Here is a 15,411-nt window from a genome sequence, read left to right as displayed (position 1 = left end):
GCCCTACAGACGCGTCCTATCGGTTGATGTGCAACTCCACACGACGGTTCTGCGCGCGCCCCTCATCGGTGGCGTTATCGGCAACCGGCTCACTTTCACCGCGCCCTTCACTGGTGAGTTTGTTCGGCGCCAGCCCTTGACTCAACAGATAAGCGGCGACACTGCTCGCACGCCGTTCCGACAATGCCTGGTTGTAGGCATCCGACCCTTTGCTGTCGGTGTGACCGATGACTTTGATGCTCACCACGTCAGCATTGCGCAGTTTGTCCATCAGCGTATCGAGCTGGGCTTTCGCCGCCGGCGTGAGATCGGACTTGTCGAAGTCGAACAGCACGTTGCCGGCATCGCTGAGGGTGATGACCTCGGTTTGCGGTACAGGCTCCGGCACTTTTTCCGTGACCGGATACTGCGGCAGCGGGCAACCACGGTGATCGACCGGGGTGTTTTCCGGGGTGTCCGGGCAACGGTCGCGGCGGTCGAACACGCCGTCGCCGTCTTCATCGCCGTCCTGGGCATAACAGATCAGTCCGCCGGTAAGAATCCCCAGCGCTGCGCCGCCGCCGGCCCAGCCGCCACTTTCAATGGCGCCGAGACCGCCACCGACCAGCCCGCCGATAAGGCTGCAGATCGGCCACGTACGTTGATTGAGGGGTGCAGTGCCATCGCTGTGCGTGGCGCAACCGGTGAGCAAGCTGCCTAGCAGCAGCACCGGCAAGACGGACCTTGAGAAAACAGTCATTGTGAAAGCTCCTGTGTCACCGGCCCATACCGGTTACACAGGAGTAAAGACCCGCATCCGCGACTGCACAAGCCGCGGATGCGAGAGGGGCTTAACGCTGGATTTTGATTTCGGTACGACGGTTTTGCGCGCGACCGTCAGCGGTTTTGTTATCGGCAACAGGCTGGCTTTCACCCAGACCGGACACCGAAACGAAGCTGGCGCGCGGCACACCTTGCTGGATCAGGTAATCCACCACCGAGTGCGCGCGACGATCCGACAGTTTTTTGTTGTAGGCATCGCTACCCACACTGTCGGTATGACCGCTCACGGTCAGTTGCGCGGTCGAGGACTCCTGCTTCAGGCGTGTGGCGACCTTGTCGAGCACTTGCTTGTCAGGGCCGGTCAGTGTGGCTTTGTCGAACTGGAAGTGAACATCGCGAATGACGATGGTTTCTTCCTTGACCACGACAGCCTCTTCCACCACTGGTGCAGGAGCGGGTGGAGGGCAACCGTCAGCGTCGACCTGTACGCCTTTAGGCGTGCCCGGGCACTTGTCACGACTGTCCGGCACACCATCGCCATCTTCGTCGCCATCACCGTGGACCCAGCAATACGCCGCTGCCGTACCACCGACGATCAGCGCGCCGTAGCCCGCCCACGCCGAACTCTCGGTGGCGCCGAGACCGGCACCAACGACACCGCCGACCGCCGCACAGGTCGGCCAGTCGGTTTTCTGCAAACCTGCGCAACCAGTCAACACACTGGTTAGCAGAACCAAGGGTAATGCTGTCCGAACTATGCTCATCTAGTTTTCTCCTGAGGGATCGGCTTAAAACCGATTCAGGGAGTAAAGACCGGAGTTTTAATCTCCGCCAGCAATAGGCCACTGCTGTTTGCGACCGTGTTCACAGGACTTTGGCGCTTTTGCCGCAAACGGGCGAAACAGGTCTCTTTGCCGCCACCTTCAGGCAGGCTAGTCTTGGCGGTCTGATTGAGGAGCTTTGATGAACGTCGCCATTTCTTCCCGCACGCCGCAACAGGCGTTGGCCGCTTTACTGGATCGTTATGCCCCAGCACGCTTACTGCTGATCGGCGCCAGCGAGTTTCCGGCATTGAGTGCCTTTAAAGAGGCGCATCCGGACACCGCCGTCGCGCATGCAGCACCGGGCGCACTGCCTGCTGAACTCGCTGCACAGCGTTTCGATCTGGCGCTGGTGGTCGATTGTCTGGAACATTTGCCCAAGCGCGACGGCCTGAACCTGTTGGGCGGAATTCGCAATCTCAACGCCAGCCGCATCGCTGTGCTGTCAGACCTGGCGGCCAGCGGCTGGCAGGAAACCGATTTCTATTCGTTGGCACTGCAAGCCAGTGAACGTTTTCAACGCGACGATCAAGTGCTGACCCTGTTCACCTATGATCTGCTTGACTACAAACAAGTCCCCGACTGGCTCAACTCACGTTTCTGGGCCAATCCGGAAAACTTCGGGAAATACTGGTGGTAATGCAATGAGTACAGCCATTTGCCCTTGCGGCAGCGGCAATCTGCTGGAAGCCTGCTGCGGCCATTATCACGACGGCCACCCGGCGCCTTGCGCTGAAGCGTTGATGCGTTCGCGCTACAGCGCCTATGTGCTGGGGTTGATCGATTATCTGGTGACGACGACCCTGCCTGCTCAGCAAACGGGACTGAATCGTCAGTCGATCAGCGACTGGAGTGCGCAGAGCACCTGGCTTGGCCTTGAGGTGGAGAGTTCGGAAGTCTTCGGCGGTCAGCCGGAACACGCCTTCGTCACCTTCACCGCGCGCTGGCACGATGATCAGGGTGAACACAGCCATCGCGAGCGCTCCTCATTTGTGCAGAACACTGGCCGCTGGTACTTCATTGATCCGACGGTGCAATTGAAGCTGGGGCGCAACGACAGTTGCCCGTGCGCCAGCGGGCAGAAGTTCAAGAAGTGCTGTGCGGGGTATTTCGGCGCTTAGATTCGTCGGCGACTAGACTGGGACCAAAGGGAGTTTTACTCGATGCTCAGTCAATGGCGCACATTCCAGGTTTTCACCCTGATGCTGATCCTGAACCTCGGCGGTTGTGCGTCGTGGTTCAGCGATGACAGCGTCGACCCCACCGTGCACCTGGTGAAAGTCGAAGTGGTGCGCGCCAAACTGCTCGAACAGAAGTTCATCCTGCACTTTCGCATCGACAATCCCAACGACAGCGACCTGACCGTACGCGGCCTCGAATACCGTATTCATCTGGCGGACATGTTGCTGGCTGAAGGCGAGCATGAACACTGGTTCACCGTCGGGCCGAAACGCAGTGCGTACTTCAAAGTGCCGATCCGCACCAACCTGTGGCCGAAGGTAAAAGACGTGGTGAAAATGCTGAAAAATCCGAATCAGCAGATTCCCTATCGTTTGCAGGGCGAGATGGAAACCGGTTTATTCATCGCCCACTACGTGCACCTTGAGCGCAATGGCGTGATAATCCCCGCCGATTTAATTCCGGAGCAACACCGATGACTCAGCAACCTCATGTCCATGGCCCTGACTGCAACCACGATCATGACCATCATCACGACCACGACCACGGCCATGTGCACGGCCCGAACTGCGGCCACGCCCACCAGGAACCGGTGCGCAACGCCCTGAAAGACGTCGGCCGCAACGACCCTTGCCCATGCGGCAACGGCAAGAAATTCAAGAAGTGCCACGGCGCTTGATACCCGGGGCGGACAGTCGTTTCGCCTGACAGACCACTTTCGCGAGCAGGCTCGCTCCCACAGTCAATCGAGTTCCTCCAGTTGGAATGCATTTCCTGTAGGAGTGAGCCTGCTCGCCATGAGGCCGCCACATTCAACATCGTTGTCGCCTGACAGACCGCTTTCGCGAGCAGGCTCACTCCTACAGGTGAGCGGGTTTCTTCAGTTGCAATGCAATCCCCTGTGGGAGCGAGCTTGCTCGCGAAGGGGCCGGCACATACGGCGAAGTTATTCAGCCCGCCGCAAGAATCTGCTTCGCACTGAACACCGTCGCATACTCCCCATCCAGATTCCCCAGCGACATCCCGTGCACCTCTTCAGCCGTACGCAACGTGCCGAAATAATCGGCCTTGTCGAAGGTGAAGCACGCATCCTCAACCACCCATGCATCAAACCCAAGATTGCCCGCCGTACGTGCCGTTGACTCCACTGAGTTGTTCGTCGCCACACCGACAATGATCAATTGCGAGATGCCCGCCTCGCGCAACCGCGCCTCTAATCCAGTGGCACAAAACGCATCCGGCACCTGTTTCTGAATCAGCCATTCACCGTCCTGCGGCAAAAACCTCTCTTGAAACTCCACCCCTTCCTGCTCTGGCCAAAACACCGAATTTGGTTCACGCGACAGATGTTGCACATGAATCACCGGCCTTGCGCTACGCCGCCACAGCCCCAGCAGATCAAGGATTCGCTCTTCCGCCTGAGGATTATTCCTTCGTCCCAAACGCGGCTGCAGGATGCCTTTTTGCTGGTCGATGATGATCAGTGCAGCGTTGGCCTGAAGCTCCATGGCGATTTTTCTCATGCGGGGTCATTGAATTCTGCGCAGTTCAGCATCACCTCTTCCTAACAGGCAAGCTATCGAACGCACACGGGACGACCTGACGCCGGCGTTTGCTGTCCGCACGCAAGTCCATTTCTGCATTTCTGCTTTGGAGTTCTCCATGATCGACCTGTATTACTGGACCACCCCCAACGGCCACAAGATCTCCCTGTTCCTCGAAGAAGCCGGCCTGCCGTACAACGTGCACCCGATCAACATCAGTCAGGGTGAGCAGTTTCAGCCACACTTTCTGAAGATCGCCCCGAACAACCGCATCCCGGCCATCGTCGATCATGAACCGGCCGATGGCGGCGAACCGTTGTCGCTGTTCGAGTCCGGGGCGATTCTTTTGTATCTGGCGGAGAAGACCGGGAAGTTTCTGCCCCAAGACCTGCGCGGTCGGCAAACGGCGCTGCAATGGCTGTTCTGGCAAATGGGCGGACTGGGGCCGATGGCCGGGCAGAATCACCACTTCAGCCAGTTCGCCCCGGAGAGAATCCCCTACGCGATCAAGCGCTACATCGACGAGACCGCACGTTTGTATGGCGTGTTGAACAAGCAATTGGCTGATAACGAATTCGTCGCCGGCAGCGAGTACAGCATTGCCGACATGGCGATCTATCCGTGGATCGTCTCGCACAAATGGCAAAGCCAGAACCTTGAAGACTTCCCGCATGTGCAGCGCTGGTTCAACCACATCAAGGATCGCCCGGCCACCGTTAAGGCCTACGCGCTGGTGCAGAAAATCAATCCACCGAAGGTTTGATTGAACGGCAAAAGATCGCAGCCTTCGGCAACTCCTACAAGGGAATGCATGCTTATGTAGGAGCTGTCGCAGGCTGCGATCTTTTCCATTCGACAGAAATACGCAAATAACCCCCGCCCCCGCTTGCGCGGCCACCTCCTGCTCACTAACGTAGCGCCTTTACTGACGCTACCCCCCGCAGGAGCTTTGCCATGGCCTCGCCAGCCCTCACACATTTTCTTCCCCGGTTCGGCGTTGCCGCAGCAGTGGCCGGTGTTTTGGGCCTGTCCGGTTGCCAGACCTGGAACGCTCAGGACACCCTCCCGCCGACCTCCGGCGTGCAGCCGCTCAAGGGCCTGGCGCAGAACGTATCGGTACGCCGCAATGCCATGGGCATGCCGCTGATCGAAAGCAACACGTTCCATGACGCACTGTTCAGCCTCGGCTACGTCCATGCCAGCGACCGCATCAACCAGATGGTTACCCTGCGTTTGCTCGCTCAGGGCCGTCTGGCGGAAATGTCCGGCGCATCGATGCTCGATGCCGACCGCTACATGCGCGCGGTCAATCTGAAGAAAAGCGCCGGCGAGCTGTACAAGGCTTCGTCACCACGCCTCAAGCGTTTCTTCGAAGTCTATGCGCGGGGTGTCAACGCCTACCTGTTCCGCTACGCCGACAAGTTGCCGGGCGACCTCGCCTCCAGCGGCTACAAGCCTGAATACTGGAAACCGGAAGATTCGGCGCTGATTTTCGCCCTGCTGAATTTCAGCCAGTCGGCCAACCTGCCGGAAGAAATTGAATCCTTGGTGCTCGCGCAAACCGTGACCAGCGACAAGCTCGCCTGGCTGACGCCGTCCGCACCCGACGAAAACCTGCCACTGGCCGAGGCTGACAAGCTGCAAGGCCTCAAGCTCAACGGGCAGATCCCGGGACTGACCGAGCTGAGCAGCGCCAGCCAGCAACTGTCGGCGCTGAACCTGCTCGGCACCACGTCTTCGAACAACTGGGCGATCGCTCCGCAACGCAGCCGCAGCGGCAAGAGCCTGCTGGCCAGCGACGCCCATGGGCCGCTCGCCGCGCCATCGTTGTGGAGCTTCGTGCAGATCCGCGCACCGAAATATCAAGCCGCCGGCGTTACCGTGGCCGGTTTGCCGCTGGTCCTCGGTGGCTTCAACGGCAAAGTGGCGTGGAGCATGACCAGCGTGCTCGGCGACAACCAGGATCTGTTCCTGGAAAAAATCCGCCGCCAGGGCAGCAGCCTGACCTACGAGGTCAACGGCAAATGGCAACCGCTGGGCGTGCGTAACGAAACCTACTTCGTCAAAGGCCAGCGGCCGATTCGCGAAGCGGTGTACGAAACCCGTCACGGCGCGCTGCTCAACAGTGCTCAGGCAGCGGCGCAGGGCAATGGTTTCGGTCTGGCCTTGCAGACGCCGAGCTTCACCGACGACAAGTCGCTGGATGCGTTTTTTGATCTGACCCGTGCGCAAACCGTCGAGCGCGCCTCGGATGCCAGCCGCGAGATCCGCGCCATCGCCTTGAATCTGGTGTTCGCCGATGCGAGCAATATTGGTTGGCAGGTCACCGGGCGTTTCCCCAACCGCCGTGAAGGCGAAGGCCTGCTGCCGTCGCCGGGCTGGGAAGGTCGTTACGACTGGGACGGTTACGCCGACCCGATGCTGCACCCGTACGATCAGGACCCGGCGCAAGGCTGGCTCGGCACCGCCAACCAGCGGGTGATTCCTCACGGCTACGGCATGCAACTGTCCAACTCCTGGGCAGCGCCGGAGCGCGGCGAACGTCTGGCCGAACTGGCCGGCAGCGGCAAGCACGACAGCCGCAGCGTGATCGCCATGCAGTACGACCAGACCACCACCTTCGCCGCCAAGCTGAAGAAAGTCTTCGAAGCGCCGGGCATGAAGCAACCGCTGAAACAGGCGATCGATACCCTGCCGGAAGCGGATCGCAGCAAGGCACGCGAGGCGTTCACGCGATTGATGGCATTCGACGGCAAGCTCAGCCCGACCTCGGCGGATGCGGCGATCTATGAGTTGTTCCTGCAGGAAAGCATGAAGCAGATCTTCCTTGACGAACTCGGCCCGGAATCGAGCCCGGCGTGGAAAGCGTTTATTGCCAATGGTGATTTGTCTTATGCGGCGCAGGCCGATCATCTGTTGGGGCGTGAAGACAGTCCGTTCTGGGATGACATTCGCACGCCGCAGAAAGAGGACAAAGCCGTGATTCTCGCCCGCAGCTTTGCCGCAGCGATCAGCGCTGGCGAGAGTCAGTTGGGTGGCGATCACAGAACCTGGCAGTGGGGCAAATTGCACAGCTATGCGTGGAAGAACAGCAATGGTCAGATCGTGCGTGGGCCGCTGGCGGCCGGTGGCGATCACACGACGTTGAACACTTCGGCGTTCGCTTGGGGTCAGGACTTCACCACCACCCGCGCGCCGTCGATGCGCTTCATCGTCGACTTCGGTCAGACCGAACCGCTGATGGGGCAGAACGGTACGGGGCAATCGGGGAATCCGGTCAGCCCGAATTACCTCAATGGCATCGATGCGTGGCTCAAAGGCCAATACATCGGTTTGCCGATGCAGCCGCAGAACTTTGATCGGGTGTATGGCAAGACTCGCCTGACTCTTACTCCTGGCAAATAAGCTGAACGTCAAAAGCCCCTCACCCTAACCCTCTCCCAAAGGGAGAGGGGACTGATTGGGGGATGCTTGGGACATACGCCGACCTTAACGTGCACTGCCGAATCCAGAATCAACTCGGTTCGTGCCTTGCCGAATCCATAATCGACCCGGTTTTTCAGGTCGATGTAGCGCGCCAGACACCTCGGTCGGCCCCCTCTCCCTCGGGGAGAGGGCTGGGGTGAGGGGCTTTTGATCTGGTCCAGAATCTGTGCTCGACTCGGTATTTCACGTCGGCGTAGCTCTCCCAGACACCTCGGTCAGCCCCCTCTCCCTCCGGGAGAGGGCTGGGGTGAGGGTTGCTCTTCAAAGTCGATAGAACTTCTGAACACGCACCAACCTCATAGCTAACAAGCCCTCCATTCTGGTAATGACATGGACCTTGTTATCGCCCGCCCCGAAGGCCTTTATTGCCCTGCGGGAGATTTCTACATTGACCCGTGGCGCCCCGTCGAGCGCTCGGTCATTACCCATGCCCACGGCGATCACGCCCGCACCGGCAACCAGCATTACCTCGCCAGCAGCGCCAGCGAAGGGATTCTGCGCGCGCGGCTGGGGCAGGACATCAATCTGCAAACCCTCGCCTACGGCCAGCGCCTGACGCACCACGGTGTCACCCTGAGTTTTCACCCCGCCGGCCACGTGCTCGGTTCGGCGCAAGTACGCTTGGAATACGGTGGCGAAGTCTGGGTGGCGTCCGGCGATTACAAGATCGAACCGGATGGCACCTGCGCCCCGTTCGAACCGGTGCGTTGCCACACCTTCATCACCGAATCGACCTTCGGCCTGCCGATCTATCGCTGGCAGCCACAGGTGCAGGTGTTCAGCGAGATCAATCAGTGGTGGGCGGCGAACATCGCCGCCGGCAAGGCCAGCGTGTTGTTCTGCTACTCGTTCGGCAAGGCCCAGCGAATTCTCCACGGCATCGACGAAAGCCTCGGCCCGATCCTCAGCCACGGTGCGGTCGAACCGCTGAACCGGGTCTATCGCGAGGCGGGCGTGTACCTGCCGCCGACGATCTACGCCGGCGACGTGAAAAAAAGCGATCCGATCATGCGCCAGGCCCTGGTCATCGCCCCGCCCTCAGCGGGAGGCAGCACCTGGATGCGTCGCTTCGGCGAGTTCAGCGACGCGTTTGCCAGTGGCTGGATGCGATTGCGCGGCACCCGACGGCGGCGCGGTGTGGATCGCGGTTTCGTGCTCTCCGATCACGCCGACTGGCCCGGCCTGCTCTGGGCGATCGAGCAAACCGGTGCGGAACGGGTGATGGTCACCCACGGTTCGATCGGTGTGCTCGTACGGCATCTGCGCGAACAGGGTCTGGATGCCCAGGGTTTCAACACCGAATACGGCGATGACGAAGAAGAAAACATCGCTGCCGAACCGACCATCGCCGAGATGCCAGCATGAAAGCATTCGCCGAGTTGTATGCTGAACTCGACGCAACCACGTCAAGCAACGCCAAACTGGCGGCGATGCAGGCTTACTTCGCTCAGGCCGAACCGCATGACGCCGCGTGGGCGGTGTACTTTCTCTCCGGTGGCCGGCCCCGGCAACTGGTCCCAGTGAGAATCCTGCGCGAACTGGCTGTCGAGATTTCCGGCCTGGAACCGTGGCTGTTCGAAGAAAGCTATCAAGCGGTCGGTGACCTGGCGGAAACCATTTCGCTGGTGCTCGCGGAAAACCCGCACAGTTCCGACGCCGGCCTCGCCGAGTGGATCGAAGACAAACTCCTGCCGCTACGCGGTGAAACTCCGGAATACCTCAGCCGACAACTGCCCGCACTGTGGGCGCAACTGGATCGATCGAGCCTGATGCTGTGCATCAAATTGATCACCGGCAGTTTCCGCGTCGGCGTCTCGAAATTGCTGGTCACCCGGGCCCTGGCCTCGATGGCCGGACTGGACAGCAAACGTGTGGCGCAGCGCTTGGTCGGTTACACCGACCTGTCGAACCGGCCGAGCGCGGCCAGTTACTTGAAACTGATTGCCCCTGAGTCCAGCGATGAACATGCCCAGCGTGGCGGTCAGCCCTACCCGTTTTTCCTCGCCCACGCGTTGTCGCAACCGGTCGAAGAGTTTGAAACGCTGATCGGCCCTGCCAGTAACTGGCAGATTGAATGGAAATGGGATGGCATCCGCGCGCAAGTGGTCAAGCGTGAAGGCCGGCTGTGGATCTGGTCGCGTGGCGAAGAACTGGTGACCGAGCGTTTTCCCGAACTGGATGTGCTGGTACACGGCTTGCCCGACGGCACGGTGATCGACGGCGAAATCGTCGTGTGGAAAAGCACGCATCCGCGCACTGAAGACGCCTTTGATCCGCAATCGACCGAACCACCGGCGGTGCAACCCTTCGCCTTGCTGCAGCAACGTATCGGTCGCAAAACCCTCGACAAAAAAATCCTCGAAGACGTGCCAGTGGTGGTGCTCGCCTACGACTTGCTCGAATGGCAAGGCGATGACTGGCGTAACCAGCCGCAAGCCAAGCGCCGCGCGCAACTGGAAGAGGTCATCGCCCGCTGTAACAGCCCGGTGCTGCTGCCCTCACCGGTGCTGACCGGCAGCGACTGGTTCGACCTCGCCCGCCAGCGCGAAGCCTCACGACGCTTGGGCGTTGAAGGCATGATGCTCAAGGCGCGCGATTCGCTGTACGGCGTCGGCCGCACCAAGGACATGGGCGTGTGGTGGAAGTGGAAAGTCGATCCGTTCAGTGTCGATGCCGTGTTGATTTATGCGCAGCGCGGTCATGGTCGCCGGGCCAGTCTGTATAGCGATTACACCTTTGCCGTGTGGGACGGCCCGCCCGATTCGAGTCAGCGCGCGCTGGTGCCGTTCGCCAAGGCGTATTCGGGGCTGACAGATGAAGAGATGCGCCAGGTCGACAGCATTGTGCGCAAGACCACCGTGGAAAAATTCGGCCCGGTGAGCAGTGTGAAGCCGAGTCTGGTGTTTGAGCTGGGTTTCGAAGGCATCGCCCTGTCACGGCGGCACAAGAGCGGAATTGCCGTGCGTTTTCCACGGATGTTGCGTTGGCGTCAGGACAAGACCGTGGATGAAGCCGATAGCCTCGCCACACTGCAAGATCTGCTGGCCTGACCCCGTTTCCCGGGACATTGATCGTTCGCACGCTGCGCGTGGGAATGCCTCAACGGACGCTCCGCGTTCGGCCTTGGAGGGGAAGCGGAGCGTCCCGGGCTGCATTACCACGCAGAGCGTGGGAACGATCAGCGATCTGCTTGCCTGTCCCCGATAAGCCACAAATCAGTGCACGCTTTCTGCCGCGCCCCTTTTCGTGCACTCATCCATTGATCTTGTAGCTCTCCTCACCTTTTAAAACACTTGTTCGGGACTCTGGTTCGGAAATTGCTACTTTCTATAGGTCGTACGCGTTCCAGTAACAATAATTCTGCGCCACAAGCGCTCATATTGGTTCTTAGGGATTGAATAATGAAAAAAGCATTGCTGACCCTTTCTGCACTGGCGTTGTGCATGGCCGCTGGCTCCGCGCTGGCCAAGGAATACAAAGAGCTGCGCTTTGGCGTTGACCCTTCGTACGCACCGTTCGAGTCGAAAGCGGCCGACGGCAGCCTGGTGGGCTTCGACATCGACCTGGGCAACGCGATCTGCGCCGAACTGAAGGTCAAGTGCAAGTGGGTCGAAAGTGACTTCGACGGCATGATTCCGGGCCTCAAGGCCAACAAATTCGACGGTGTGATCTCGTCGATGACCGTGACCCCGGCCCGCGAAAAAGTCATCGACTTCTCCAGCGAGCTGTTCTCCGGCCCGACCGCTTACGTGTTCAAGAAAGGTTCCGGCATCACCGCAGACGTAGCGTCCCTCAAGGGCAAAACCGTCGGCTACGAGCAGGGCACCATTCAAGAAGCCTACGCCAAAGCCGTGCTGGACAAGGCCGGCGTGAAAACCCAGGCCTATCAGAACCAGGATCAGGTGTATTCCGACCTGACCTCCGGCCGTCTCGACGCGGGCATTCAGGACATGCTGCAAGCCGAACTGGGCTTTTTGAAGTCGCCACAGGGCGCCGACTATGACGTCAGCAAGCCAGTCGACAGCGAATTGCTGCCAGCCAAAACCGCTGTCGGTATTAAGAAAGGTAACACTGAGCTGAAAGCGCTTTTAGATAAAGGTATCAAAGCGTTACACGATGATGGCAAATACGCCGAGATTCAAAAGAAACACTTTGGCGATCTGAATCTGTACAGCGGCAAATAATGCCCCGGCGCCCATCCTCGATGGGCGCCTTTTCCATCCGCTCAGGTTGCTGATTTATGTTTGAAAACCTCTTACAAAATCTGGGGCTCGCAGCCTTCAGCCTCAAGGGTTTTGGCCCTTTGCTGTTGGAAGGCACCTGGATGACCATCAAATTATCGGCGTTGTCGCTGCTGGTGGCCGTGTTGCTCGGCCTGCTCGGCGCCAGTGCCAAGCTGTCAAAAGTCAAACTGGTGCGCCTGCCCGCCCAGCTCTACACCACGCTGATTCGCGGGGTGCCGGATCTGGTGCTGATGCTGCTGATTTTCTACAGCCTGCAAACCTGGCTGACGACGCTGACCGATTACCTGGAATGGGAATACATCGAGATCGACCCGTTCAGCGCCGGGGTGCTGACCCTGGGCTTCATCTATGGCGCGTATTTCACCGAAACCTTTCGTGGCGCGATTCTCGCAGTGCCGCGCGGTCAGGTTGAAGCCGCGACTGCCTATGGCCTCAAACGCGGCCAGCGCTTTCGCTACGTGGTGTTTCCGCAAATGATGCGCTTCGCCCTGCCGGGTATCGGCAACAACTGGATGGTGATGCTCAAGGCCACCGCGCTGGTGTCGATCATCGGCCTCGCCGACCTGGTCAAAGCCGCGCAGGACGCCGGTAAAAGCACTTATCAACTGTTCTACTTCCTGGTTCTCGCCGCGTTGATCTATCTGCTGATCACCAGTGCCTCGAATTTCATCCTGCGCTGGCTCGAACGCCGCTACGCCGCCGGTGCCCGGGAGGCCGTACGATGATCGAACTCTTGCAGGAATATTGGCGCGCCTTCCTTTATACCGACGGCCAGAACATCACCGGGCTGGCGATGACGCTGTGGCTGCTCAGCGCCTCGATCTTCATCGGTTTCCTGGTGTCGATTCCGCTGTCGATCGCGCGGGTTTCGCCGCACTTCTACATTCGCTGGCCGGTGCAGTTTTACACCTACCTGTTCCGTGGCACGCCGCTGTATATCCAGTTGCTGATTTGCTACACCGGCATTTACAGCCTCGCCGCCGTGCGTGCGCAGCCGCTGCTCGACAGCTTCTTCCGCGATGCGATGAACTGCACGATCCTCGCCTTCGCCCTCAACACCTGCGCCTACACCACGGAGATTTTCGCCGGGGCGATTCGCAGCATGAACCACGGCGAAGTCGAAGCGGCCAAGGCTTACGGGCTGACCGGCTGGAAGCTGTATGCCTACGTGATCATGCCGTCGGCGCTGCGCCGTTCGTTGCCGTATTACAGCAACGAAGTGATCCTGATGCTGCACTCGACCACCGTGGCCTTCACCGCGACCATCCCCGATATCCTGAAAGTCGCGCGGGACGCCAACTCGGCGACCTTCCTGACCTTTCAGTCGTTCGGCATCGCCGCGCTGATCTACCTGACCATTACCTTTGCGCTGGTCGGCCTGTTCCGCCTTGCCGAACGCCGATGGCTGGCCTTCCTCGGCCCGACTCACTAGGACAACTTCGCAAATGCGCCACCTGATCCATGACTTGCTGGCCCCGCTGCCGGGGACCGCACGACAGATCCACAGCTTCCACTTCGGCCCGGAGCAGGCCAAGGGCAAGGTTTACATTCAGTCTTCGCTGCATGCCGACGAACTGCCGGGCATGCTCGTCGCCTGGCATCTCAAACAGCGGCTGGCCGAGCTGGAAGCCGCCGGCCGCCTGCGCAGCCAAATCGTGCTGGTGCCAGTGGCCAACCCGGTCGGCCTCGAACAAGTGCTGATGGACGTGCCACTGGGCCGCTACGAACTGGAGAGCGGGCAGAACTTCAACCGCTGGTTCGTCGATCTCAGCGAAGAGATCGGCAACGCCATCGAGGGCAAGCTGAATGACGATCCACAGCACAACCTCGAACTGATCCGCACGCATCTGCGCAACGCTCTCGCCCGCCAGACCGCCAGCACGCAACTGCAATCCCAGCGTCTGACCCTGCAACGGCTGGCCTGTGATGCGGACATGGTGCTCGACCTGCATTGCGACTTCGAATCAGTGGTGCACCTCTACACCACGCCCGAAGCGTGGCCGCAGGTCGAACCGCTGGCGCGCTACATCGAAGCTCAGGCGAGCCTGCTGGCCACCGATTCCGGCGGCCAGTCGTTCGATGAATGCTTCACCCTGCTGTGGTGGCAACTGAAGGAACGCTTCGGCGAACACTTTGAAATTCCGCTCGGCAGTTTCTCGGTGACCGTTGAGTTGCGCGGCCAGGGTGATGTCAGCCATCCGCTGGCCAGTCGCGACTGCCAGGCGCTGATCGACTACCTGATCCAGTCCGATGCGATCGTCGGTGAGACCAAACCGCAGCCGCCATTGCCGTTCCCGGCCACGCCTCTCGCGGGAGTCGAGCCGGTGACCACCCCAGTCGGCGGCCTGCTGGTGTACACCGCCACGGCCGGGCAAGTGCTGGAGGCCGGGCAACAGATCGCCGAAATCATCGACCCGATCAACGACCGCATCACCCCTATTCATTGCACCAGCGCCGGCGTGATGTACGCCCGCTCGCTGCGCCGCATGGCCACTGCCGGCATGGTCATCGCCCATGTTGCGGGTGCTGAAGCCTATCGCAGCGGCTACCTACTTTCGCCTTGAGGATGTCTGTCCCATGTACAAACTGACCGTTGAAGGCCTGCACAAAAGCTATGGCGACCATCAGGTGCTCAAAGGCGTGTCGCTCAAGGCCAAGACCGGCGACGTGATCAGCCTGATCGGCGCCAGTGGCTCGGGCAAAAGTACTTTTTTGCGCTGCATCAACTTTCTCGAACAACCCAACGACGGCGCCATGAGCCTCGATGGCCAGGCGATCCGCATGATCACCGACCGCCACGGCATGCACGTCGCTGACGCTGATGAACTGCAACGCCTGCGCACACGTCTGGCGATGGTGTTCCAGCATTTCAACCTGTGGAGCCACATGACCGTGCTGGAAAACATCACCATGGCCCCGCGCCGGGTGCTGGGTTGCAGCAAACAGGAGGCCGACGATCGTGCGCGGCGTTATCTGGACAAGGTCGGCTTGCCGGCGCGGGTGGCGGATCAGTACCCGGCGTTTTTGTCGGGCGGCCAGCAGCAGCGCGTGGCGATTGCACGGGCGTTGGCGATGGAGCCGGAGGTGATGTTGTTCGATGAACCGACTTCGGCGCTCGACCCGGAGTTGGTGGGGGAAGTGTTGAAGGTGATTCAGGGACTCGCCGAAGAAGGCCGGACCATGATCATGGTGACCCATGAGATGAGCTTCGCTCGTAAGGTTTCCAGCCAGGTGTTGTTTCTGCATCAAGGCTTGGTGGAAGAAGAAGGCGCCCCCGAAGAAGTGCTGGGCAACCCGAAAAGCGAACGCCTCAAGCAATTCCTCAGCGGCAATCTCAAATAACGCCGTACACAATCCCCCTGTGGGAGCGAGCCT

16 protein-coding genes are annotated in these 15,411 nt (G+C 60.1%); 13 read left to right on the top strand and 3 right to left on the bottom strand.

All coding sequences use genetic code 11. The annotated features are described in order from the left end of the window. Positions 1-16: 16 nt before the first annotated feature. Together HU718_RS07280 and HU718_RS07275 are read right to left on the bottom strand one after the other, a co-directional pair. Entirely contained in the window at positions 17-739 is a 723-nt protein-coding gene (locus tag HU718_RS07280) for a PA1041 family peptidoglycan-binding anchor lipoprotein (protein WP_141129689.1), read from the bottom strand. 91 nt (positions 740-830) lie between these two features. Continuing rightward, the gene (locus tag HU718_RS07275) at positions 831-1,526 is read right to left on the bottom strand and encodes a PA1041 family peptidoglycan-binding anchor lipoprotein (protein WP_102902677.1); all 696 of its coding nucleotides are present in this window, start codon (positions 1,524-1,526) and stop codon (positions 831-833) included. Positions 1,527-1,725: 199 nt separating this feature from the next. Here HU718_RS07275 and HU718_RS07270 point away from each other — a divergent pair, with 199 nt between their 5' ends. Genes HU718_RS07270 through HU718_RS07255 form a run of 4 tightly spaced genes read left to right on the top strand, consistent with a single transcriptional unit; the run spans position 1,726 to position 3,441 of the window. Continuing rightward, positions 1,726-2,223 carry a DUF6231 family protein gene (locus HU718_RS07270; protein WP_095119210.1) on the top strand — a complete coding sequence of 166 codons (498 nt, stop codon included), beginning with the start codon at positions 1,726-1,728 and terminating at the stop codon, positions 2,221-2,223. Between the two features lie 4 nt (positions 2,224-2,227). Then, positions 2,228-2,704 carry a YchJ family protein gene (locus tag HU718_RS07265; protein WP_186612580.1) on the top strand — a complete coding sequence of 159 codons (477 nt, stop codon included), beginning with the start codon at positions 2,228-2,230 and terminating at the stop codon, positions 2,702-2,704. Positions 2,705-2,746: 42 nt separating this feature from the next. Continuing rightward, positions 2,747-3,241 (top strand): LEA/WHy family protein, encoded by a 495-nt coding sequence (locus HU718_RS07260; protein ID WP_186612578.1) that lies wholly within the window; start codon positions 2,747-2,749, stop codon positions 3,239-3,241. Continuing rightward, the gene (locus tag HU718_RS07255; protein ID WP_003198420.1) at positions 3,238-3,441 is read left to right on the top strand and encodes an SEC-C metal-binding domain-containing protein; all 204 of its coding nucleotides are present in this window, start codon (positions 3,238-3,240) and stop codon (positions 3,439-3,441) included. The genes HU718_RS07260 and HU718_RS07255 overlap by 4 nt, the downstream gene beginning before the upstream one ends. A gap of 271 nt (positions 3,442-3,712) precedes the next feature. On the opposite strand, the gene HU718_RS07250 is transcribed toward HU718_RS07255, so the two are convergent. Continuing rightward, positions 3,713-4,270, bottom strand: a complete 558-nt coding sequence (locus HU718_RS07250) for a cysteine hydrolase family protein (RefSeq protein WP_186612774.1) — start codon at positions 4,268-4,270, stop codon at positions 3,713-3,715. 154 nt (positions 4,271-4,424) lie between these two features. Between HU718_RS07250 and HU718_RS07245 the strand changes: the two genes are divergently transcribed. From HU718_RS07245 to HU718_RS07205, 9 genes are all read left to right on the top strand, one after another. Continuing rightward, positions 4,425-5,069 (top strand): glutathione binding-like protein, encoded by a 645-nt coding sequence (locus HU718_RS07245; RefSeq protein ID WP_186612576.1) that lies wholly within the window; start codon positions 4,425-4,427, stop codon positions 5,067-5,069. A 191-nt stretch (positions 5,070-5,260) separates the two neighbouring features. Beyond that, on the top strand, positions 5,261-7,711 hold the full coding sequence (locus tag HU718_RS07240; protein WP_186612574.1) for a penicillin acylase family protein: 2,451 nt from the start codon (positions 5,261-5,263) through the stop codon (positions 7,709-7,711). Positions 7,712-8,122: 411 nt separating this feature from the next. Next, positions 8,123-9,157 (top strand): ligase-associated DNA damage response exonuclease, encoded by a 1,035-nt coding sequence (locus HU718_RS07235; protein ID WP_186612572.1) that lies wholly within the window; start codon positions 8,123-8,125, stop codon positions 9,155-9,157. Continuing rightward, the gene (locus HU718_RS07230; protein WP_186612570.1) at positions 9,154-10,842 is read left to right on the top strand and encodes an ATP-dependent DNA ligase; all 1,689 of its coding nucleotides are present in this window, start codon (positions 9,154-9,156) and stop codon (positions 10,840-10,842) included. Before HU718_RS07235 ends, HU718_RS07230 begins: the two co-directional genes overlap by 4 nt. Before the next feature lie 351 nt (positions 10,843-11,193). After that, entirely contained in the window at positions 11,194-11,976 is a 783-nt protein-coding gene (locus HU718_RS07225) for a transporter substrate-binding domain-containing protein (protein ID WP_007918608.1), read from the top strand. A 56-nt stretch (positions 11,977-12,032) separates the two neighbouring features. Then, complete coding sequence (locus HU718_RS07220; protein WP_150729622.1) at positions 12,033-12,761, top strand: ABC transporter permease; 729 nt, start codon at positions 12,033-12,035, stop codon at positions 12,759-12,761. Then, complete coding sequence (locus HU718_RS07215) at positions 12,758-13,468, top strand: ABC transporter permease (RefSeq protein WP_016986412.1); 711 nt, start codon at positions 12,758-12,760, stop codon at positions 13,466-13,468. Before HU718_RS07220 ends, HU718_RS07215 begins: the two co-directional genes overlap by 4 nt. Before the next feature lie 13 nt (positions 13,469-13,481). Then, complete coding sequence (locus HU718_RS07210; protein WP_150729624.1) at positions 13,482-14,600, top strand: succinylglutamate desuccinylase/aspartoacylase family protein; 1,119 nt, start codon at positions 13,482-13,484, stop codon at positions 14,598-14,600. A 13-nt stretch (positions 14,601-14,613) separates the two neighbouring features. Further along, positions 14,614-15,378 (top strand): ABC transporter ATP-binding protein, encoded by a 765-nt coding sequence (locus HU718_RS07205; protein ID WP_150706131.1) that lies wholly within the window; start codon positions 14,614-14,616, stop codon positions 15,376-15,378. Positions 15,379-15,411: the final 33 nt, after the last annotated feature.

This window comes from Pseudomonas tensinigenes, assembly GCF_014268445.2.
In the GTDB taxonomy this organism is placed as follows: domain Bacteria; phylum Pseudomonadota; class Gammaproteobacteria; order Pseudomonadales; family Pseudomonadaceae; genus Aquipseudomonas; species Aquipseudomonas tensinigenes.
This window is presented reverse-complemented; position numbering and strand designations above follow the sequence as displayed.

Coding starts and splice junctions, on each gene's coding strand:
- HU718_RS07280 (WP_141129689.1), bottom strand. CDS start 739: ATGACTGTTTTCTCAAGGTCCGTCTTGCCGGTGCTGCTGCTAGGCAGC.
- HU718_RS07275 (WP_102902677.1), bottom strand. CDS start 1,526: ATGAGCATAGTTCGGACAGCATTACCCTTGGTTCTGCTAACCAGTGTG.
- HU718_RS07270 (WP_095119210.1), top strand. CDS start 1,726: ATGAACGTCGCCATTTCTTCCCGCACGCCGCAACAGGCGTTGGCCGCT.
- HU718_RS07265 (WP_186612580.1), top strand. CDS start 2,228: ATGAGTACAGCCATTTGCCCTTGCGGCAGCGGCAATCTGCTGGAAGCC.
- HU718_RS07260 (WP_186612578.1), top strand. CDS start 2,747: ATGCTCAGTCAATGGCGCACATTCCAGGTTTTCACCCTGATGCTGATC.
- HU718_RS07255 (WP_003198420.1), top strand. CDS start 3,238: ATGACTCAGCAACCTCATGTCCATGGCCCTGACTGCAACCACGATCAT.
- HU718_RS07250 (WP_186612774.1), bottom strand. CDS start 4,270: ATGGAGCTTCAGGCCAACGCTGCACTGATCATCATCGACCAGCAAAAA.
- HU718_RS07245 (WP_186612576.1), top strand. CDS start 4,425: ATGATCGACCTGTATTACTGGACCACCCCCAACGGCCACAAGATCTCC.
- HU718_RS07240 (WP_186612574.1), top strand. CDS start 5,261: ATGGCCTCGCCAGCCCTCACACATTTTCTTCCCCGGTTCGGCGTTGCC.
- HU718_RS07235 (WP_186612572.1), top strand. CDS start 8,123: ATGGACCTTGTTATCGCCCGCCCCGAAGGCCTTTATTGCCCTGCGGGA.
- HU718_RS07230 (WP_186612570.1), top strand. CDS start 9,154: ATGAAAGCATTCGCCGAGTTGTATGCTGAACTCGACGCAACCACGTCA.
- HU718_RS07225 (WP_007918608.1), top strand. CDS start 11,194: ATGAAAAAAGCATTGCTGACCCTTTCTGCACTGGCGTTGTGCATGGCC.
- HU718_RS07220 (WP_150729622.1), top strand. CDS start 12,033: ATGTTTGAAAACCTCTTACAAAATCTGGGGCTCGCAGCCTTCAGCCTC.
- HU718_RS07215 (WP_016986412.1), top strand. CDS start 12,758: ATGATCGAACTCTTGCAGGAATATTGGCGCGCCTTCCTTTATACCGAC.
- HU718_RS07210 (WP_150729624.1), top strand. CDS start 13,482: ATGCGCCACCTGATCCATGACTTGCTGGCCCCGCTGCCGGGGACCGCA.
- HU718_RS07205 (WP_150706131.1), top strand. CDS start 14,614: ATGTACAAACTGACCGTTGAAGGCCTGCACAAAAGCTATGGCGACCAT.